The 20,464-nt window shown below is 70.8% G+C and carries 17 protein-coding genes and 2 pseudogenes; 6 read left to right on the forward strand and 13 right to left on the reverse strand.

The features are described from left to right. Positions 1-28: 28 nt before the first annotated feature. Positions 29-973, forward strand: a pseudogene (locus KUM44_RS45325) (lysylphosphatidylglycerol synthase transmembrane domain-containing protein); the annotation flags it as partial. A 146-nt stretch (positions 974-1,119) separates the two neighbouring features. Here KUM44_RS45325 and KUM44_RS12280 read toward each other — a convergent pair. Then, a complete protein-coding gene (locus KUM44_RS12280; RefSeq protein WP_217207856.1) occupies positions 1,120-1,908 on the reverse strand; it encodes a creatininase family protein in 789 nt (262 codons plus the stop codon). A gap of 41 nt (positions 1,909-1,949) precedes the next feature. Here KUM44_RS12280 and ribA point away from each other — a divergent pair, with 41 nt between their 5' ends. Beyond that, on the forward strand, positions 1,950-2,618 hold the full coding sequence (gene ribA / locus KUM44_RS12285; protein ID WP_217207857.1) for a GTP cyclohydrolase II: 669 nt from the start codon (positions 1,950-1,952) through the stop codon (positions 2,616-2,618). A gap of 194 nt (positions 2,619-2,812) precedes the next feature. Beyond that, positions 2,813-2,929 (forward strand): annotated as a pseudogene (locus KUM44_RS47545) (sarcosine oxidase subunit beta); the annotation flags it as partial. Between the two features lie 13 nt (positions 2,930-2,942). Here the strand turns inward: KUM44_RS47545 and KUM44_RS12295 are convergent. From KUM44_RS12295 to KUM44_RS12305, 3 genes are all read right to left on the reverse strand, one after another. Beyond that, entirely contained in the window at positions 2,943-4,175 is a 1,233-nt protein-coding gene (locus KUM44_RS12295; protein ID WP_217207859.1) for a serine hydrolase, read from the reverse strand. A gap of 66 nt (positions 4,176-4,241) precedes the next feature. Then, positions 4,242-5,591: an MFS transporter gene (locus KUM44_RS12300; protein WP_217207860.1), complete on the reverse strand. Its 1,350-nt coding sequence runs from the start codon at positions 5,589-5,591 to the stop codon at positions 4,242-4,244. Next, positions 5,588-6,166: a TetR/AcrR family transcriptional regulator gene (locus KUM44_RS12305; protein WP_217207861.1), complete on the reverse strand. Its 579-nt coding sequence runs from the start codon at positions 6,164-6,166 to the stop codon at positions 5,588-5,590. The genes KUM44_RS12300 and KUM44_RS12305 overlap by 4 nt, the downstream gene beginning before the upstream one ends. Positions 6,167-6,279: 113 nt before the next feature. Here KUM44_RS12305 and KUM44_RS12310 point away from each other — a divergent pair, with 113 nt between their 5' ends. Next, entirely contained in the window at positions 6,280-6,729 is a 450-nt protein-coding gene (locus tag KUM44_RS12310) for a PPOX class F420-dependent oxidoreductase (RefSeq protein WP_217207862.1), read from the forward strand. Positions 6,730-6,983: 254 nt separating this feature from the next. Here KUM44_RS12310 and KUM44_RS12315 read toward each other — a convergent pair whose 3' ends face one another. Beyond that, positions 6,984-8,324, reverse strand: coding sequence for an MFS transporter (locus KUM44_RS12315; protein ID WP_217207863.1), 1,341 nt, complete (start codon positions 8,322-8,324; stop codon positions 6,984-6,986). Positions 8,325-8,530: 206 nt separating this feature from the next. Then, positions 8,531-9,196: a TetR/AcrR family transcriptional regulator gene (locus KUM44_RS12320; protein ID WP_217207864.1), complete on the reverse strand. Its 666-nt coding sequence runs from the start codon at positions 9,194-9,196 to the stop codon at positions 8,531-8,533. A gap of 168 nt (positions 9,197-9,364) precedes the next feature. Between KUM44_RS12320 and KUM44_RS12325 the strand changes: the two genes are divergently transcribed. After that, positions 9,365-10,261: a shikimate dehydrogenase gene (locus KUM44_RS12325; RefSeq protein WP_217207865.1), complete on the forward strand. Its 897-nt coding sequence runs from the start codon at positions 9,365-9,367 to the stop codon at positions 10,259-10,261. A 111-nt stretch (positions 10,262-10,372) separates the two neighbouring features. Next, entirely contained in the window at positions 10,373-12,169 is a 1,797-nt protein-coding gene (locus tag KUM44_RS12330; protein WP_217207866.1) for a bifunctional sugar phosphate isomerase/epimerase/4-hydroxyphenylpyruvate dioxygenase family protein, read from the forward strand. Between the two features lie 6 nt (positions 12,170-12,175). Here KUM44_RS12330 and KUM44_RS12335 read toward each other — a convergent pair whose 3' ends face one another. Genes KUM44_RS12335 through tal form a run of 7 tightly spaced genes read right to left on the reverse strand, consistent with a single transcriptional unit; the run spans position 12,176 to position 20,436 of the window. After that, entirely contained in the window at positions 12,176-13,621 is a 1,446-nt protein-coding gene (locus KUM44_RS12335) for a membrane-associated oxidoreductase (RefSeq protein WP_217207867.1), read from the reverse strand. 51 nt (positions 13,622-13,672) lie between these two features. Further along, the gene (locus tag KUM44_RS12340) at positions 13,673-14,260 is read right to left on the reverse strand and encodes a histidine phosphatase family protein (protein ID WP_217207868.1); all 588 of its coding nucleotides are present in this window, start codon (positions 14,258-14,260) and stop codon (positions 13,673-13,675) included. 6 nt (positions 14,261-14,266) lie between these two features. Further along, a complete protein-coding gene (gene gnd, locus KUM44_RS12345) occupies positions 14,267-15,145 on the reverse strand; it encodes a phosphogluconate dehydrogenase (NAD(+)-dependent, decarboxylating) (RefSeq protein WP_217207869.1) in 879 nt (292 codons plus the stop codon). Between the two features lie 6 nt (positions 15,146-15,151). After that, positions 15,152-16,828, reverse strand: a complete 1,677-nt coding sequence (pgi, locus tag KUM44_RS12350) for a glucose-6-phosphate isomerase (RefSeq protein ID WP_217207870.1) — start codon at positions 16,826-16,828, stop codon at positions 15,152-15,154. Continuing rightward, positions 16,821-17,756 carry a glucose-6-phosphate dehydrogenase assembly protein OpcA gene (opcA, locus tag KUM44_RS12355; protein ID WP_217207871.1) on the reverse strand — a complete coding sequence of 312 codons (936 nt, stop codon included), beginning with the start codon at positions 17,754-17,756 and terminating at the stop codon, positions 16,821-16,823. The genes pgi and opcA overlap by 8 nt, the downstream gene beginning before the upstream one ends. Continuing rightward, on the reverse strand, positions 17,753-19,291 hold the full coding sequence (gene zwf, locus KUM44_RS12360) for a glucose-6-phosphate dehydrogenase (RefSeq protein WP_217207872.1): 1,539 nt from the start codon (positions 19,289-19,291) through the stop codon (positions 17,753-17,755). The genes opcA and zwf overlap by 4 nt, the downstream gene beginning before the upstream one ends. Continuing rightward, positions 19,288-20,436 carry a transaldolase gene (tal, locus tag KUM44_RS12365; RefSeq protein ID WP_217207873.1) on the reverse strand — a complete coding sequence of 383 codons (1,149 nt, stop codon included), beginning with the start codon at positions 20,434-20,436 and terminating at the stop codon, positions 19,288-19,290. The genes zwf and tal overlap by 4 nt, the downstream gene beginning before the upstream one ends. Between the last annotated feature and the right edge of the window lie 28 nt (positions 20,437-20,464).

Consider the following 20,464-nt stretch of genomic DNA (forward strand, 5'->3'; position numbering starts at 1 on the left):
GTCGGCCCCCGCCCCTGTCCCCGCCGCCATGGCCGTCTCCCCTTCCCGTATCGGCGTCGTCGTCACCGAGCCCCGCCCGGAAGCGCTCGACCCCGACGCGCCGCGCCCCCGTTCCCGCCCCCTCCGCGCCCTGCTGTCCCGCCTCAACACCCCTGCCGTCCGCACCCACGTGGGAACGGCCGTCGGCGTAGCCATCCTCGTCGTGCTGTTCTGGCGGCTCGGCACCGGCGTCTTCCTCGACGGGCTGCGGCGGATCGACGCGACAGCGCTGGTCGTGGCGCTCGGGATCGGGGCCGTCACCACCGTGTTCAGCGCCTGGCGTTGGCAGTTGGTGGCCCGGGGAGTCAGGATCCGGCTTCCACTCGGGGCGGCCGTCGCCGACTACTACCGCGCACTGTTCCTCAACGCGGCCCTCCCGGGCGGTGTCCTCGGCGATGTGCACCGGGCGGTGCGGCACGGGCAGAGCGCCGGTGACCTGGGGCGCGGGGTCCGTGCGGTCGTCCTGGAGCGGACGGCGGGTCAGGTCGCCCTCGCGGCCGTCGGCGCCGTCGTGCTGCTGACCATGCCGTCCCCGGTGCTGGACGAGGCCCGCGACGTCACCCCGCTCGTCCTGTTCGCCGCCGTGGGCACGCTCGCCGTCGTGGCCGCCGTACGCATGAACCGTGCGCCCTCCCGCCGCGACCGGACCAGGATGACGGCCCTGGGCACGACCCTCGGCGAGGCACGCGAGGCCCTGCTGTCCCGTCGCAACGGCCCCGGCGTCGCCGTTTCCTCGGTCGTCGTCCTCGCCGGCCATCTCGCGATGTTCGTGCTGGCCGCGCGGATCGCCGGGTCCGCCGCCTCCGTGGCCGTCCTGCTGCCGCTGGCCGTCCTGGCCCTGCTCGCCATGGGACTGCCCCTGAACATCGGCGGCTTCGGCCCCCGGGAGGGCGTCACCGCCTGGGCGTTCGGGGCCGCGGGCCTCGGCGCCGACACCGGGCTCGCCGTCGCCGTCGTGTACGGCGTCCTCAGCTTCGTGGCCGCCCTGCCCGGTGCCCTCGTCCTCGTCGCCCGCTGGTACACCGGCCTGCGCGCGGACTCCGGGTCCGCCGCCACCATGGCGGACCCGGAACCCAGCCGCTATTTTCGTGCGTCTCCCGTGTCCCGTACGGAATCGTCCGCGGAGGTCAGCAGTGACACATATGCGCCGAAGGAATCCGCGAGGCTCGCCAGCAGCCGCTTCCCCTTTTCCGCGGAGCCCAGCGAAGGACGTCCGATGACACCCGAATCGGTATAGCCGGACATACCGAGGGTGAGCAGATGACGGCGGTCGTCCGATACGAAATCGGAAGTCTCATAACCGGGTCGGATCAATTCGGGATGAGCGTGCAGAAGGATGGAGGTCTCGATTTCTCCGGCGTGCATGTCGGTGAGCAGCGAGGTCTCCACCCCCGCCCGCTCCCGCGCCGCCTCCCAGTCCTCCGGGGCCGGGAACAGCGCCATTCGCTCACCGCGCGCGGAGGACTCCTGAACGACGTTGCCCAGTACGTAGTTTCCGCCGTGCCCGTTGACCAGCACCAGGGCGTCGACGCCGGACCGGCGGAGCGAATCCGCTATGTCCCGTATCACCGCATGAAGGGTCACGGAGGAGATGCTGACGGTCCCCGGCCAGGCCGCGTGCTCGTGCGAGCACGAGATGGTCACCGGTGGAAGGAGGTGCACCGGATACGCCGCGGCTATCTCGCGCGCGACGGCGCAGGCCACGAGCGTGTCGGTGGCCAGCGGGAGGAACGCGCCGTGCTGCTCGAAGCTTCCGACGGGAAGGACCGCGACCTGCCGTGAAACGCCCGCTCCTCGCGTCCGTACGTCTTCGCTGGTGTCCGCCGGCACCAGCGAGTGTGCCGCCGGCCGCGTTTGTGAACCACTCATCTTTTCACGGCCTTTCGTCTCTGCTTAGGAACTGAAGAATCATGACAGAAAAAGTTGGTGTACTCGGCAAGAAGTCCGGACAGCGGACGCAGCGTTCCGGAGTGGAACGCATGGTGAATGCCCCCTTGCCCACCGTGTACGGGGAATTCCGCGCGATCGGCTACCTCGACCACGACCGCGGTGACGAGCAAGTGGCCCTGGTCTACGGCGAGATAGGCACGGACGACGTTCTCACCCGGCTGCACTCCGAGTGCCTGACCGGCGACGCCTTCGGCTCCCAGCACTGCGAGTGCGGCGATCAGCTCGCCTCCGCGCTGCGTGCCGTCGTCACCGAAGGAAGCGGCATCGTCGTCTACTTGCGGGGCCACGAGGGCCGCGGCATCGGTCTGCTCGGCAAGCTGCGGGCGATGGCCCTCCAGGCGGAGGGCCTGGACACCGTCGAGGCCAACCTCGCGCTCGGTCTGCCGGTGGACGCCCGCGACTACGGCGTCGCCGCCGGGATCCTGCACGACCTCGGCGTGAACAGCGTCCGTCTGATGTCGAACAACCCGCGCAAGCGCGAGGCGTTGGTGCAGCACGGCATCCAGGTGGCCGAGCAGGTACCGCTGCTGATCCCGCCGTGCGAGAACAACATCACCTATCTGCGCACAAAGCGGGAGCGCCTGGATCACCACCTGCCCCATCTGGACGCGGTCGCGCACCTGTCCTGACGAGGCGCTCCGCGGGAAATGCCGCGATGTGCCGTCGTCCGTCGCGCCGTCGTGGAAGGTAGGCCCGTGAACACCCGGGTGTACGGGACGTCGTGCTCGTCGAGCGGGACGAACTCGCGTCCGGGTCCATGTCCAAGGCGGCCGGCGGTTCGGAGGTCGCCGCCTTCGAGGCGGGCGTCCGGATGCACCGGCGGATCGGCGAGGTCGTCCGCGATCTCTGCCTCGGCCGCGCATCCTTCGTGGTCGTCAGCCCGCTGAGCGCCGGCCGTTTCGCGGCCGACGCCTTCTGTCCGCGGGCCCACCGCGTATGACCGGCGGCGGGGCTCAGGCCTCCGTGAGGGACTCGTTGACGAGCCGCTTGAGGTCCTGGAACAGCGTGTGCGACGTCTTGGGCCGGACCTGTGTCATGAACTGCACCGTCAGGTCGTGGCGCGGGTCGACCCAGAAGGTGGTGGTCGCCGCCCCGGTCCAGCCGTAGGAGCCGAGGACGGTCGGTGCCTTCGTGCGGGTCGGGTCGATCACCACGGAGACGCCGAGACCGAAGCCCATGCCGTCCTTGCCGGGCTCGTCATGGGCGGGGCGGCTGCCGAAGGAGCGCAGGTCGGCGCCGTCCGGCAGGTGGTTGGACGTCATCAGGTCCACGGTCTCGGGGGCCAGCAGACGGGTGCCGTCGAGTTCGCCGCGGCGGCGCAGCAGCTCCATGAAGCGGTGGACGTCGTGCGCGGAGGCGGCCATGCCGCCGCTGCCGGACAGGAAGCGGGGCCGGCCGCGCAGCGGGAGACCCGGGATCGGCTCGATCCCGCCGCCCTCGGTCTCCCCGTACAACTCGGCGAGCCTGCCCGCCTGTTCGTCACTCACACAGAACCCGGCGTCGGTCATCCCGAGCGGCCCGAAGATCCGCTCGGCGAAGAACTCGTCGAGCGGCTGCCCGGACACGACCTCGATGACCCGGCCCAGGACATTGGTGGCGACGGAGTAGTTCCACTGCGTCCCCGGCTCGAACTGCAACGGCAGGCTCGCGTACACGTCGACCGTCGTCGCCAGGTCGGAGCCGGGCAGCACGGCCGACTCCAGGTTGGCGTCGCGGTAGAGGGCGTCGACGGGATGGGTGTGGTAGAAGGCGAAGGTCAGTCCGGCGGTGTGGGTCATCAGATGCCGGACGGTCATCGGCCCGGCGGCGGGGCGGGTCACCGTGTCGGCGCCGGATCCGCTGACGTACACCCGAGGCTGGGCGAAGGCGGGCAGATGGCGGCCGACCGGGTCGTCGAGCGACAGCTTGCCCTCCTCCACCAACAGCAGCGCGGCGACCGAGGTGACCGGCTTGGTCATGGAGTAGATCCGCCACAGCGTGTCGGCCTCGACGGGCAGCCCGGCCGCGACGTCCCGATGGCCGTGCGTGGCGAGGTGCGCGACGCGTCCACCGCGGGCGACGGACACCAGGAAGCCGGGTATCCGCCCCTCGTCGACGTAGTGGGCGAAATGCTGGTCGAGGCGGTCCAGTACCTTCGCGTCCAGCCCGACCTCACCCGGGTCGACCTCTTGTGTCAGCAGTGCCATCGCTCTCCTCCACCTACGTACGACGAGGGTGCGCTCCGGCATACCCCGACGGAACGGCCTCTGATCTCATCGTCGCGCAGGAACACGTGTACGGTCCCGCGATTGGCCATGATCGTCGATCGTCGGGGCCCGCCGCCCGGGCAGCGCCCGGCCCAGCCCCGCACCTGCCAGGGCCAGGGAGGCGAACACCCCCAGCGGCAGCCCGGAGCCGCCGTCCGCTCCCATGAGCGCGGTCGCGGCGGCGACCCCGAGCACCGGCCCGACGTTCATCGCGGTCTGCTGGAGCCCGCCCGCCACCCCGGCCGACCCGATGTCGGCCTCCCGTACGACGACATGGGTCGCCGCCACCATCACCGTGCCGAACCCGGCCCCCACCAGGGCGAACCCGGCGCAGAGGGCAGCCACGGCCGACGCACGGGAGAGGACCAGGACCCCCAGCGCCAGCACCGCCATCGCCGCCACGGTCGTCCGGCGGGCACCGGCCCGGCGCAGCAGCACCGCGCAGGTCGGCGCCGCGAGCACCATCAGCAGGGCCAGCGGCAGACTCACCAGGGCGCTGCGGAACGGGTCCAGGCCGAACCGGCCCTGCAACAGGAACGTGCCGACGAACAGCGTGCCCGACAGCGCCGCCGACGCGGCCACCAGCATGCCGAGCGCCGAGCCGACGGCCGCCGATCCGATGACGTCGGGCGGCAGCAGCGGGCTCGCGGTACGGCGCTCGTGCCGGACGAAGGCCACGCCGGTGATCATGGCGCTCGCGGCGGTGAAGGCCCACCCCGGCATCGCGACGAGGGCGTGCACGAGACAGGCCAGGGTCACTGCGAGCAGGAGTGCTCCGGGCAGGTCGAGCCGGGCGGGGGAGGCCGTGGGCTCGGGCGGTACGGCGAGAGCGAGCAGGCCGAGGAGGAGGGCGGGGACGACATTGAGCAGGAAAACGGCCCGCCACCCCGGCCCCGCCACCAGCGCACCGCCCGCCACCGGCCCGACGGCGGCAGCCACCCCGATCGCGGCGGTCCGCACGGCGATCGGCGCCCGCAGCCGGTCGGGCGGGAACGCGGCCCGCAGCATTCCGAGCGTGGCCGGTTGCAGCAGCGCACCGAACACGCCCTGTACGACCCGCAGCCCGATCACCCAGCCGACGCCGGACGCCGCCCCGATCCCGGCCGACGCGGCCCCGAACCCGAGCATGCCGATCCCGAAGACCCGATGATGCCCGTACCGGTCGCCCAGCCGCCCGCCGAACACCAGCAGGCTTGCGACCGCGACGAGATAGCCGGTGCTGGTCCACTGGACCTGGGCGAAGGAGGCGTCCAGGTCCCGTCGCAGGGCGGGCTGGGCGACGGTCAGGACGGTGCCGTCCAGCGCGACGATCACAGCCCCGACGACACTGCTCGCGAGAGTGAGGCGAGGGTTCACGCGCCCACCGGCCCGAGGTGCGCGTCCACGGCAGACCGCAGCAGGGGTACGAAGTCGTCGGCGTCCGTGGCGAGTTGCAGGCTGCCCCAGCCCCACAGCTGCGCGATCCCGTGCAGGTTGGCCCACAACGCCCCCGCGACGAGCCGTGCGTCGGCGTCCGGGCGTACCAGGCCGACCAGGTCCACCAGCCGGCCGAACAGGGGAAGACTGGTGTTCCGCAGCCCCAAGTGACCGCTTTCCAGCAGATCGTGACGGAACATCAGCTCGTACATGCCGCGGTTGCCCAGCGCGAACTCCAGATAGACCCGCGCCAGCACGGTCACCTGAGCCCGCGGGCCCGTCGCGCCGCCCTCGACGGCTGCCGCCGCCCGCCGGCCCAACTCCTCGAAGCCCCGCCCTGCGATGGCCGACAGCAGCTCCAGATGGGTGGGGAAGTAGCGACGCGGGGCCCCGTGCGAGACGCCCGCCCGGCGGGCGATCTCCCGCAGGGTGAGCGCCTGGGCGCCCTCGCGGGCCACGAGATCCACGCCGACGTCGATCAGCCGGGCTCGCAACCCGGTCGCGTTCTCCTGCATAGACAGTGTCTACCATGATCGAGTAGACAGTGTCTACGGGCGAGGGCCGGGACGGGCAGTGCCGGGCGGGCAAGGGGGGAATGGCCGGGCTCCCCGCCACCGTTGCTCCAGACATGACTCAGGACGCCACCCAGAACGCACTGCTCGCGCTGCTCTCCGAGGGCCACGGCGGGGTGCTGGTCACCCTCAAGCGCGACGGCCGGCCGCAGCTGTCGAACGTCAGCCACGCCTACTATCCGGACGAGCGGATCATCCGCGTCTCGATCACCGACGACCGCGCCAAGACCCGCAACCTGCGCCGGGACCCCAGGGCGTCGTACCACGTCACGTCCTCGGACCGGTGGGCGTACACCGTCGCCGAGGGCACGGCCGAGCTGTCGCAGGTCGCGAAGGACCCGTACGACGACACGGTCGAGGAGCTGATCCGCCTCTACCGGGACGTCCTGGGCGAGCACCCCGACTGGGAGGACTTCCGGGCGGCGATGGTCCGCGACGGGCGGCTGGTCCTGCGGTTGCGGGTGGATCGGGTGTACGGCATCCCGAAGGCCGCCAACCGCGGCTGAGCCCCCGCCGCCTCCCCTGTCTGTCGCTGGGGTTGATCACCTGGTGCGCGACTCGGTGACACGGACAGGGGGTGCGCGGCGAACGCCCACTTCGCGTACGCCGGCCGCCCCTGAATCCGGCCGGTGCACGCGAAGCTCTGTCCTGCTGTTCTTTTCTGTTCGTTCTGGCCGATGTTCTTGCGTGAAACGTCAACTGTCAACGGTGCGTACGGCGGGCGACGGGGCCCAGGACGCAATCGGGTGGAGCCAGGGGATCAGGCCGCGACCGTCTGCCGATCCGCGGTCTTGCCGGAGACCCGTTCGCCGAGCTGTTCCGTCGGGATCCTGGCGGTCTCGCGGGCGGAGAGGGCGGCCACGATCGGCGGCACGCACAGGGCCGCCGTGAACAGGGCCACCGCGGACCAGTCGTCGCCGTCCGGGCCGGCGATCTGTGCGGCGAAGGTGACCGCGAAACCGGCGACCGCGAAGCCGATCTGGGTGCCGACGGCCATGCCGGACAGCCGGACCCGGGTGGAGAACATCTCGCCGTAGAAGGAGGGCCACACACCGTTCGCGGCGCTGTAGACCACACCGAAGGCGAGAATGCCCAGCACCAGGATCAGCGGGTAGGAGCCGGTGGAGATCGCCCACAGGTAGAGGAACATCGTCACGGCGCTGCCCGCCGCGCCGATCAGGTACACCGGGCGACGGCCGATGCGGTCGGACAGCGTGGCCCACAGCGGGATCGCGGCGAGCGCGACCAGGTTGGCGAGCGCGCCCACCCACAGCATGGCGGACCTGCTCATCCCGACCGAGTCGCTGGTGGCGTACGACAGCGCCCACACGGTGAAGATCGTGCTGACCGAGGCGACCAGCGCACCTGCGATCACCCGCAGCACATCCGCCCAGTGCTCCCGCATCAGCACCGCGAGGGGCAGCTTGACGACGCCCTCGGCGGCGGCCTGCTGCTCGAAGGCGGGCGTCTCGTCCAGCTTGCGGCGGATGACGTAGCCGACGACGGCGACCGCGATGCTCATCCAGAACGGCACCCGCCAGCCCCACGACAGCAGCTGCTCCTCCGGCAGCGCGGCGACCGGGATGAAGACCAGGGTGGCCAGCAGCTGCCCGCCCTGCGTGCCGCTCAGCGTGAAGCTGGTGAAGAAGCCGCGCCGGTTGGGCGGCGCGTGTTCCAGCGTCATCGAGTTGGCGCTGGCCTGCTCACCCGCCGCCGAGATGCCCTGGAGCACGCGGCACAGCACCAGCAGGACGGGCGCGAGGGTGCCGACCTGGTCGCGGGTGGGCAGACAGCCGATGAGGAACGTCGACACGCCCATCAGGATCAGCGTGAAGACCATGATCTTCTTACGTCCCAGCCGGTCGCCGTAGTGACCGAGGAACAGCGCGCCGACCGGACGGGCCGCGTAGGCCACGCCGAACGTGCCCAGCGACAGCAGGGTGGCGGTCGCGGGGTCGGACTCGTCGAAGAAGACCTCGGGGAAGATCAGCGCGGCGGCGCTGCCGTAGATGAAGAAGTCGTAGTACTCCAGGGCGCTGCCGATCCAGGCAGCCATGGCCGCCTTCTTCGGCTGGCCGACGGCGGTGTCGGGGACGGACACAGGGGTGCTCCTTCGAGGGAACTCCACCATAGGGGGAGTGAGTGCAGAGGAGAGGTGCCGGATCCCTGGGGTGATGGGGCGGCCGACCGGGAGCTACCCGGTTAATTAACCCACTGGATAGTTAGTAGCGGATGGCTACGGATGGTGCGCCGAGGTTTCCCGAGTGTCAAGAGGCCGAGCCGAAGGATCTTGCCCGCGGCCCGCGGTCAGTCTTCCGCGCGCGGAGCCGTCAGGTACGCGATCACCATGTCGCCCAGCATCGTGCGGTAGTGCTCGCGCTGTGCCGGATCCACCAGGTCGCGGCCGAACAGGGCGCCGAAGGTGTGCCGGTTGGAGACCCGGAAGAAGCAGAAGGAGCTGATCATGGCGTGCAGGTCGACGGCGTCGACGTCGGCCGTGAACAGGCCCGACCGCTGCCCCGACTCCAGGATCCGGCGGATCACGTCCAGCGCCGGTGAACCGATCTTGCCGAGCTTCTCGGAGGCGGCGATGTGCTCGGCCCCGTGGATGTTCTCGATGCTGACCAGGCGGATGAAGTCGGGGTGCTGCTCATGGTGGTCGAAGGTCAGCTCCGCCAGCCGGCGGATGGCCGCGACCGGGTCCAGATGCTCGACGTCGAGCTGCTGCTCGGTCTCCCGGATGACGCCGTACGCCCGCTCCAGCACGGCCGTGAACAGCTGCTCCTTGCCGCCGAAGTAGTAGTAGATCATCCGCTTCGTGGTACTGGTGCGGGCGGCGATGTCGTCGACCCGCGCCCCGGCGAAGCCGACCCGGGCGAACTCCTGCGTCGCGACGTCGAGGATCTCGGCCTGGGTGCGGGCGGCGTCACGGGTCCGCCCGTTGCTGCGTGCCGGTTCTTCGACGCTGGTCATCGGCTTCCTTCGGCGAGGGGCGGGCGCGCTCCGGTGGCCCGCCCGCGTGCCGGTGATTGTAGAAGCCCGGTCGCCCGGCGTGGCGGGACGGGCCTTCCCAAGCGCCGATCCGGCTGCTAGTACTAACTCACCAGTTCGTACATTAGTGCCCCGCTCAGGAGGTCCCCGGTGGCCAAGGACGCCAAGGACTCGTATCTCGTCGGGCTGATCGGCTCCGGCATCGGCCCCTCGCTCAGCCCGGCGCTGCACGAGCGGGAGGCCGACCGGCAGGGCCTGCGCTGTCTGTACCGGCTCATCGACATCGACACACTCGGCGTCCCGCCACAGGCAGTGGGCGACCTGGTGCGGGCCGCCCGCGACCTCGGATTCGACGGGCTCAACATCACGCACCCCTGCAAGCAGCTCGTCATCGAGCACCTGGACGCGCTCGCCCCGCAGGCCGAGGCGCTGGGCGCGGTCAACACCGTCGTCTTCGAGGACGGCCGGGCCGTCGGCCACAACACGGACGTCACCGGCTTCGCCGCGTCGTTCGCCCGCGGTCTGCCGGACGTGCCGTTGGAGCGGGTCGTGCAGCTGGGCGCCGGGGGCGCGGGTGCGGCCGTCGCGCACGCCATGCTCACGCTGGGCGCCGAGCAGGTCACCGTCGTCGACGCTCTGAGCGACCGGGCCGCGGACCTCGCCGGGGCGCTGAACCGGCACTTCGGCGCGGGGCGTGCTGCCGCTGAAACACCGGATCAGTTGGCCCGGCTGCTCAGCTCGGCCGACGGCATCGTGCACGCCACCCCCACCGGCATGGCCGCCCACCCGGGCCTGCCCTTTGCCGCGGAACTGCTTCATCCCGGGTTGTGGGTTGCCGAGGTGGTCTATCGCCCGCTGGAGACCGAGCTGCTGCGTACCGCGCGTGCGGTTGGCTGCGCCACGTTGGACGGGGGCGGGATGGCTGTCTTCCAGGCCGCCGACGCGTTCCGCCTGTTCACAGGGCGTGAGGCCGACAGTGGCCGAATGCTCGCGGACATCGCGGAGATGGTCGGCAGGGCCGAGAGCCCGGCGGGCCAGGAGGTGTGACCGCTGCGGGCCGTCCGTGGTGCTCGCGCCCACGCGGCGGAGCCGCATATCGACACAGGCCCCGCGCCCCTTACGGGGCGCTGCGGTACGGCAGCTTGAAGGAGCATCTCCATGCGCACATCCATCGCCACCGTCTCCCTCAGCGGATCCCTCACCGAGAAGCTCACGGCCGCCTCCCGGGCCGGCTTCGACGGGGTGGAGATCTTCGAGAACGACCTGCTGGCCAGCCCGCTGACCCCGGAGGAGATCCGGGCGCGCTGTGCGGATCTGGGGTTGAGCATCGACCTCTACCAGCCGATGCGGGACATCGAGGCCGTGCCCGCCGACGAGTTCACCCGCAATCTGCGGCGCGCCCGGCACAAGTTCGAGCTGATGCGGCGGCTCGGCGCCGACACCGTCCTCGTCTGCTCCAGCGTCCATCCGCTGGCCGTGGACGACGACGCGCTCGCCGCCTACCACCTGCGCCAACTCGCTGACATCGCCCAGGAGTTCGGCATCCGGGTGGCGTACGAGGCGCTCGCCTGGGGCCGGCACGTCAGCACGTACGACCACGCCTGGCGCATCGTCGAGGCGGCCGACCACCCCGCGCTCGGCACCTGCCTGGACAGCTTCCACATCCTCTCCCGCGGCTCCGACCCCAAGGACCTCGAAGGCATCGCGGACATCCCCGGCGAGAAGATCTTCTTCCTCCAGCTCGCCGACGCCCCCCTGCTCGCGATGGACGTCCTGCAATGGAGCCGGCACTACCGCTGCTTCCCCGGCCAGGGCGGCTTCGACGTCGCAGGCCTCGTCCGGCACGTGCTGCACACCGGATACGACGGCCCCCTCTCCCTGGAGGTCTTCAACGACGTCTTCCGCCAGGCCGAGGCCGGCCCGACCGCCGTGGACGCGCTCCGCTCCCTCCTGGTCCTCCAGGAGACCCTCGGCGTCACCACCCCGCCCGCACCCGTCGTCCCCACCGGCGTCGCCTTCGCCGAACTCGTCACTCCCGACGCCGAACCCGTCTCGGCCGTACTCGGCGCCCTCGGCTTCGCCCGCACCGCACGGCACCGCAGCAAGCCGGTCGACCTCTGGCAGCAGGGCGAGGCCCGAGTCCTCGTCAACACCTCGGGCGCCGCCCGCCGCGACGGCACCGGACTCGCCGCGATCGGCCTGGAGTCACCCGACCCGACCGCCGCCGCCCGCCGCGCCGAGGCCCTCCTCGCCCCCGTCCTGCCCCGCCGCCGCGCCCTGGAGGACGCCCCGCTCGACGCGGTCGCGGCACCCGACGGCACGGAACTCTTCTTCTGCGCGACGGAACGGAACGAACTGCCGAACTGGCGCGCCGACTTCACAGACGTCGAACACGAGGCGAGGACCCCCGGGGTGCACGGCATCGACCACCTCGCCCTCACCCAGCCCTGGCACCACTTCGACGAGGCGACCCTCTTCCACCGCAGCGTCCTCGGCCTGCACGCCCAGGAGAGCGTGGACGTCGCCGACCCGTACGGCCTGATGCGCAGCCGCGCCGTCACCAACGCCGACGGGAGCGTGCGGATCGCGCTGAGCGTGGGTGCGGCGCCGACCGACGACACGGTGCATGCCCAGCACATCGCGCTGGCCACCGACGACGTGGTAGCCGCCGCGCGCCGCTTCCGGGACGCGGGCGGCCGGCTGCTGCCGATCCCCGCGAACTACTACGACGACCTGGCGGCGCGGTACGCGTTCGCGGACGGCGAGCTGGAGACGTACCGCGAGCTGGGCATCCTCTACGACCGTGACGCGCACGGCGAGTTCCGGCACTGCTACACCGTCACGGTCGGCCGCGTCTTCTTCGAGCTGGTGCAGCGCGACGGCTACCGGGGCTACGGCGCCCAGAACGCGCCGGTTCGGCTGGCCGCCCAGCACGCCGGGCGGCCGCTTCGATGACGGGAGTCACTGGCGGCTGACGGTCCGGGTGACGCCGGCGACGACCGTGGTGGCCAGGATCCAGCCGGCCAGTACCAGGACGTACGACAACCACTGCTGCCCACCGTCGGGGGCGTACGCCGGTTCCTGTCCGAAGGAGATCACCGGCAGCAGCAGATCGAGCGTGTAGAAGACCGGGTTGAAGTGCGGTGCCTCGTCCGGCTTCAGCGGCGGGGGCGCGTGCACCGCGAACGTGACGGAGCCGACGGCGAGCAGCGACAGCAGCCAGCCGAGCGCTCGCATCGGGCGGAACCCGTAGCCGACGGTGGCGTCCTGGACGTGGCCCCACAGACGGCCGTACCAGGGCAGAGTCGTGCGGTGGTGGCGCTGCTTGGCGAGCTGGACGAGGCGGGCGGCGTGTTCGTCTCCGGTACGGCGGTAGGAAGCCGTCAGTTGCTCGTATCCGTGCGGGTCGAAGGTGTCCTCGTCCCGCTCCAGCATGGGCAGGCGGCGCTCGGGCGGCTCGTGCGGGGTCAGGGAGCCGTAGGTGAGGTCGAGCAGGCGGACCTGCCCCGGCAGCATCTCCGGCTCCAGGTTGAGGTGCTCTATCTGGGAGCGGCGCAGGTTGAGCATGCCCTCGATCGGCGGGCCCTTGCGCAGCCACAGTTCGCCGATGACACAGCTGCTCGCCCGCATTGCCGTGCCGCCGGGGTTGGACAGCCGGCTGTACAGCAGATCGAACCGCCCGGGTACGCGGGCGCCGCGCATGTCGATCCGGCCGTGGGCGCGCAGCCGTCGCCCCAGTAGATTGGCGCCCACCTCCAGTGCCTCCGCGTCGACGACGTTGCCGCCGGGGTTGCTGAGGTCGGCGTTCTCCAGGTCGATCGAGCCGGTCACGGTGGCACCGTCCAGCCGGACCCGCCCCCGGGCGCGCAGACCGCGGGCGCACAGGTCGTCGTCCACGGACGCCTGGTTGAGCTGGAGGGCGGGCTGCACGGAGTCGCCGACCGCCACGCTCGCGTCGTCGAGGAAGAGGACGCCGGCGATCTGGGTGCCGTCGAGGCGCACCGCCCCGTCGAACCGGCAGCGCGTCAGCCTCAGGCTGCCGTCGATCCGGGCGCGCGTCACCGAGAGGCCGGGCAGTTCGGAATCCCGCAGGCTGACGTAGCGCAGCTGGGCACCGACGAGGTCCGGGGCGCTCTCGAAGCGGCAGTGGGTGAGGTGGATGACGCTGTCGACCGTCGCGTACCTCAGGTCCAGAAGACCGGTGACGAGGGCGCCTCTGACCTTGAGGGCCACGATCTCCCCGGGTTCCCGTGGGCCGTTGAGCAGCAGTGTCCGCAACACCCCTGCGCGGAGGGTGCGTTCGGGGGCCCCTTCCGGTTCGGCCCCTTCACGGAAGTCCACCTCCGCGCCCGTGGCGAAGGCCTGCCACACGCGCAGCTCGGCCGGCGTCAGATCGTTGATCTCCATCAGCCGGGACTCTGACGCCGGGCCGCCGCACCTGTCAACTCCGTCCCGGAGTCACGGCCGGGTGTTCAACTCGGCGATCACCGGGCGCCCGTGCTCCGTCGACAGCCGGCTCACCGTCCCCGTCGCCAACTGGAACAGCCGCCCGTCCGCCGGGGCCAGCCCCAGCCGGCGGGCCGTCACCACGCGCAGGAAGTGACCGTGGGCCACGAGGACGACATCGCCGTCCAGCAGGGCCACGTCCACCCGGGACAGCAGCCGGTCGGCACGCGCCCCCACTTCGGCAGGCGACTCGCCAGGGTGGCCGTCCGGTCCCGGTGGAACGCCGTCGGTCCACAGGTACCAGTCGGGGCGCGAGCGGTGGATGGTGTCGGTGGTGATGCCCTCGTAGCCGCCGTAGTCCCATTCGTGCAGTTCCGGATCCGGTACGGCCCGCGTCAGGCCGGCCAGTTCGGCGGTGCGTACGGCGCGGCGCAGCGGGCTGGTGAGGGCCAGGGAGAAGGAACGGCCGGACAGGAGCGGAGCCAGGGTCTTGGCCTGCTCCTCTCCGGCCTGGGTGAGGGGCAGGTCGGTCCAGCTGGTGTGCTGTCCCGACCTGCTCCACTCGGTCTCACCGTGTCGGACCAGAAGGAGATCCCCCACGGCCGGCTACTCCTTCGACTCGACGGCGTGGCCGCCGAACTGGTTGCGCAGCGCCGCGATCATCTTCATCTGCGGGGAGTCGTCCTGCCGGGACGCGAACCGGGCGAAGAGGGACGTGGTGATCGCGGGCAGCGGCACCGCGTGGTCGATGGCCGCTTCCACGGTCCAGCGGCCCTCACCCGAGTCCTGCGCGAAGCCCTTCAGCCGCTCCAGGTGCTCGTCCTCGTCGAGGGCGTTGACCGCGAGGTCCAGCAGCCAGGAACGGATGACCGTGCCCTCCTGCCAGGAGCGGAACACCTCCCGGACGTTGTCCACCGACTCGACCTTCTCGAGCAGCTCCCAGCCCTCGGCGTAGGCCTGCATCATGGCGTACTCGATGCCGTTGTGGACCATCTTCGCGAAGTGCCCGGCGCCCACCTTGCCCGCGTGGACATAGCCGTACGGCCCTTCCGGCTTGAGCGCCTCGAAGATCGGCTTGAGCCGGTCGACATGCTCCTTCTCGCCGCCGACCATCAGGGCGTAGCCGTTCTTCAGGCCCCACACGCCACCGGACACGCCCGCGTCGACGAAGCCGATGCCGTGCTTGCTCAGTTCCTGGGCGTGCTTCTCGTCGTCCGTCCAGCGGGAGTTGCCGCCGTCGACCACCGTGTCGTACGGCTTGAGCAGGCTCCCCAGCTGGTCGATGACCAGCTGGGTGGGGTGGCCGGCCGGGACCATGACCCACACCGTGCGCGGCGCGTCGAGCTGGTCGACGAGGTCGGCCAGGCTCGCGACGTCGGACAGGTCGGGGTTCGTGTCGTAGCCGATGACGGTGTGGCCGGCGTTGCGCAGGCGCTCGCGCATGTTGCCGCCCATTTTGCCGAGACCAACAAGGCCGATCTGCATGTCAGTTCACTTCCTCCCGGACGCCTGCGCGTCCGATGCGTTCTTGAGCGAGCGGTACGCGGCCACGAGGGCGGCGGTGGAGGGGTCGAGACCGGGGACGGCGGCCCCTTCCGTCAGGGCGGGCTCGACCCGCTTGGCGAGGACCTTGCCCAGCTCGACGCCCCACTGGTCGAAGGAGTCGATGTTCCAGACGGCGCCCTGCACGAACACCTTGTGCTCGTAGAGGGCGACCAGCTGGCCGAGGACCGACGGGGTCAGCTCGGGGGCGAGGATCGTGGTGGTGGGGTGGTTGCCGAGGAACGTGCGGTGCGGGACCTGCTCCTCGGGCACGCCCTCCGCGCGCACCTCGGCCGCGGTCTTGCCGAAGGCGAGCGCCTGGCCCTGCGCGAAGAGGTTCGCCATCAACAGGTCGTGCTGCGCCTTGAGTTCGTCGCTCAGCTCGGCGACCGGCCGGGCGAAGCCGATCAGATCGGCCGGGATCAGCCGGGTGCCCTGATGGATCAGCTGGTAGTAGGCGTGCTGCCCGTTGGTGCCGGGTGTGCCCCACACCACCGGACCGGTCTCCCAGCCCACGACCTGGCCGTCGCGGTCGACCGACTTGCCGTTGGACTCCATGTCCAGCTGCTGGAGATACGCCGTGAACTTCGACAGGTAGTGCGAGTACGGCAGCACCGCATGCGACTCGGCGCCGAGGAAATTGCCGTACCAGATGCCCAACAGGCCCAGGATCAAAGGGGCGTTGGTCTCGGCGGGCGCGGTGCGGAAGTGCTCGTCGACGGTGTGGAAGCCGTCCAGCATCTCCCGGAAGCGGTCCGGGCCGATGGCGATCATGAGCGAGAGCCCGATGGCCGAGTCGTACGAATACCGTCCGCCGACCCAGTCCCAGAACTCGAACATGTTGTCCGGGTCGATGCCGAAGTCCGTCACCTTCTCGGCGTTCGTCGACAGGGCGACGAAGTGCTTGGCGACCGCCTTGTCCTCGCCGCCGAGCCCGGCCAGCAGCCAGGAGCGGGCCGACGTGGCGTTGGTGATCGTCTCGATCGTGGTGAACGTCTTGGACGCCACGATGAACAGCGTCTCCGCCGGGTCCAGGTCCCGGACCGCCTCGTGCAGGTCGGCGCCGTCGACGTTGGACACGAATCGGAAGGTCAACTCCCGTGCCGTGAACGGGCGAAGAGCCTCGTAAGCCATCGCGGGCCCGAGGTCGGAGCCGCCGATGCCGATGTTGACGACGTTGCGGATACGGCGGCCCGTGTGGCCGGTCCAGTCGCCGGAGCGGACACGGTCCGCGAACGCGCTCATCTTGTCGAGCACCGCGTGCACCCCGGGCACGACGTTCTCGCCGTCCACCTCGATCACGGCGTCGCGCGGTGCCCGCAGCGCCGTGTGCAGCACCGCACGGTCCTCGGTGACGTTGATCCGCTCGCCACGGAACATCGCGTCCCGCAGCCCGGACACATCGGTCGCGGTGGCCAGTTCCCGCAGCAGGGCGAGCGTCTCGTCGGTGATCAGATGCTTGGAGTAGTCGATGCGCAGATCACCGACGCGTACGACGTACCGCTCGGCGCGGGAGGGGTCGGCCGCGAACAGCTCACGCAGCCGCGGACGCTGGAGCGCGTCCGCGCGATGGTCCTCCAGGGCCGCCCACTCGGGGCGCCGGGTGAGCCTGGCAGTCTCAGACATGAGAGGGGTTCTCCTTGGTGGCCTCGCCCCGCAGGGCGATGGCGTACATCTCGTCCGCGTCGAGGCGCCTGAGCTCCTCGGCGATGAGTTCGGAGGTGGTGCGGACCTTCAGCGCCAGGGTGCGCGACGGCTGGTCCGGAAGGTGCAGGGTGGCCAGGGGGCCCTCGGGACGGTCGATGACGATCTCGCCGTTCTCGGTGCCCAGGCGCACACCGGTGACGACCGGTCCGGCGGTGACCACCCGCTCGGCGGTGACGTGCAGACGGGCCTCCAGCCAGCGGGCCAGCAGCTCGGCGGCCGGGTTGTCGGCCTCGGCCTCCACGACGGCCGAGATGACCGGCACCCGGGCCTGGTCCAGGGCAGCGGCCAGCATGGAACGCCACGGGGTGAGCCGGGTCCAGGCGAGGTCGGTGTCGCCGGGCGCGTAGGAACGGGCCCGGGCCTCCAGGTCCACCAGCGGGTTCTCGGTCGTGTACAGGTCGGTGATCCGGCGCTGGGCCAGCGCCCCCAGGGGGTCCTTGGCCGGGTTCTCCGGCGCCTCCACCGGCCACCACACGACGACCGGCGCGTCCGGCAGCAGCAGCGGCAGCACCACCGAGTCGGCGTGCTCGGACACCTCGCCGTACATCCGCAGCACGACCGTCTCGCCGGTGCCGGCGTCGGCGCCCACCCGGACCTCGGCGTCGAGGTGGGAGCGGGTGCGGTCGCGCGGGGTGCGGGCGTGCCGCTTGATGACGACCAGGGTGCGCGAGGGGTGCTCGTGCGAGGCTTCCTCGGCGGCCCTGATCGCGTCGTACGCGTTCTCCTCGTCCGTGACGATCACCATCGTCAGGACCATGCCCACGGCCGGCGTGCCGATCGCGCGGCGGCCCTGCACCAGCGCCTTGTTGATCTTGCTTGCCGTGGTGTCGCTCAGGTCGATCTTCATGGCCTGCGCCAGCTCCGTCCGTCTCGTGCGAGCATCTCGTCGGCTTCCTCGGGTCCCCAGCTCCCGGCCGCGTACTGCGCCGGCTTGCCGTGCGTGTCCCAGTACTCCTCGATCGGGTCGAGGATCTTCCAGGACTCTTCCACTTCCTGGTGACGGGGGAACAAGTTGGCGTCACCGAGGAGGACATCCAGGATGAGCCGCTCGTACGCCTCCGGGCTGGACTCCGTGAACGACTCGCCGTACGCGAAGTCCATCGTCACGTCCCGGATCTCCATCGAGGTGCCCGGCACCTTGGAGCCGAACCGCACCGTCATGCCCTCGTCCGGCTGGACACGGATGACGATCGCGTTCTGACCGAGCTCCTCGGTGGCGGTCGAGTCGAAGGGGGAGTGCGGCGCCCGCTGGAAGACGACCGCGATCTCGGTGACCCGCCGACCGAGCCGCTTGCCGGTGCGCAGATAGAACGGCACGCCCGCCCAGCGCCGGTTGTCCACGTTCAACTTGATCGCGGCGTACGTGTCGGTCTTCGACCGCGCGTCGATACCGTCCTCCTGGAGGTACCCGAGGACCTGCGCGCCGCCCTGCCAGCTCGCCGCGTACTGCCCGCGCACGGTGTGCCGCCCCAGGTCCTCCGGCAGCTTCACGGCCTTGAGCACCTTCAGCTTCTCGGTGAGCAGCGAGGCGGCGTCGAACGCGGCCGGCTCCTCCATGGCGGTCAGCGCCATCAGCTGGAGCAGGTGGTTCTGGATGACGTCACGGGCCGAGCCGATGCCGTCGTAGTAGCCCGCCCGGCCGCCGATGCCGATGTCCTCGGCCATCGTGATCTGCACGTGGTCGACATACGACCGGTTCCAGATCGGCTCGAACATCTGGTTCGCGAACCGCAGCGCCAGGATGTTCTGGACGGTCTCCTTGCCCAGGTAGTGGTCGATCCGGAAGACCTGCTCCGGGTCGAACACGTCGTGCACGATCGCGTTCAGCTCCCGGGCGCTCGCGAGGTCGGAGCCGAACGGCTTCTCGATGACCGCCCGCCGCCACGACCCCTCCGGCGCGTCCGCCAGGCCGTGCTTCTTCAGCTGCTGCACGACCTTCGGGAAGAACTTCGGCGGTACGGAGAGATAGAAGGCGTAGTTGCCGCTCGTACCGCGGGCCGCGTCCAGCTCGTCCACCGTCTGGCGCAGCTGCTTGAACGCCTCGTCGTCGTCGAAGTCACCCGGGATGAACCGCATGCCGTCGGCGAGCTGCTGCCAGACCTCCTCGCGGAACTCCGTACGGGCGTGCTCGCGCACCGAGTCGTGCACGACCTGCGCGAAGTCCTGGTCCTCCCAGTCCCGGCGGGCGAACCCGACGAGGGAGAAGCCCGGCGGCAGCATCCCGCGGTTGGCCAGGTCGTACACGGCCGGCATGAGCTTCTTGCGGGACAGGTCGCCGGTTACCCCGAAGATGACGAGGCCGGACGGGCCCGCGATCCGGGGCAGACGGCGGTCGCGCGCATCGCGCAGGGGGTTGTCCCAGTCGGGGGTGTCGGAGGTCATTCTGCGTCAGCTCCCTTGCTGCCCAGCGACTTCTTGACGGCGTCCAACAGGTCCTGCCACGCCACCTCGAACTTGGCGACGCCCTCGTCCTCCAGCCGGGTGACGACCTCGTCGTACGAGATTCCGAGCGCTTCTACGGCGGCGAGGTCGGCGCGGGCCTGCGCGTAGCCGCCGGTGACGGTGTCGCCGGTGATCTCGCCGTGGGCGGCGGTGGCGTCGAGCGTGGCTTCGGGCATCGTGTTGACAGTGCCCGGCGCGACCAGCTCATCCACGTACAGGGTGGACTTGTACGCCGGGTCCTTCACGCCGGTCGAGGCCCACAGCGGGCGCTGCTTGTTGGCCTTGGCGCCGGTGAGGGCGGTCCAGCGGTCGCCCCGGAAGACCTCCTCGTAGGCCTCGTAGGCGAGGCGGGCGTTGGCGAGCGCGGCCTTGCCCTTGAGCGCGAGGGCCTCGTCCGTGCCGATCGCGGTCAGCCGCTTGTCGATCTCGCTGTCGACGCGGGAGACGAAGAAGGAGGCCACGGAGTGGATGGCGGAGAGGTCCAGGCCCTTGGCGGCGGCCTTCTCCAGACCGGCCAGGTAGGCGTCCATGACCTCGCGGTAGCGCTCCAGGGAGAAGATCAGCGTGACGTTGACGCTGACGCCCTGGGCGATGACCTCCGTGATGGCGGGCAGGCCGGCCCTGGTCGCCGGGATCTTGATCATCACGTTGGGCCGGTCGACCAGCCAGGCCAGCTGCCGGGCCTCGGCGATGGTGGCCGCCGTGTGGTGGGCGAGCCGCGGGTCGACCTCGATGGAGACCCGGCCGTCGCGGCCGTCGGTGGCGCCGTACACGGGCCGCAGGATGTCGGCGGCGGCGCGGACGTCGGCGGTGGTCATCATCCGTACGGCCTCGTCGACCGTGACGCCCCGCACCGCGAGGTCGGCGAGCTGCTCCTCGTAGCCCTCACCGGAGCCGATGGCGGCCTGGAAGATGGACGGGTTGGTGGTGACGCCCACGACGTTCCTGTTCGCGACGAGTTCGGCGAGGTTGCCGGACTCGATCCGCTTGCGGGACAGATCGTCCAGCCAGATCGAGACGCCTTCGTCGGAGAGGCGCTTGAGGGTGCCGGCGGTCGCGGTGGCCGCGGTCGCTTCGGTGGTCACAGAGATCAACTTCCTTCTGGCGTTCGGA

Source organism: Streptomyces sp. AC550_RSS872 (genome assembly GCF_019049285.1).
In the GTDB taxonomy this organism is placed as follows: Bacteria; Actinomycetota; Actinomycetes; order Streptomycetales; family Streptomycetaceae; genus Streptomyces.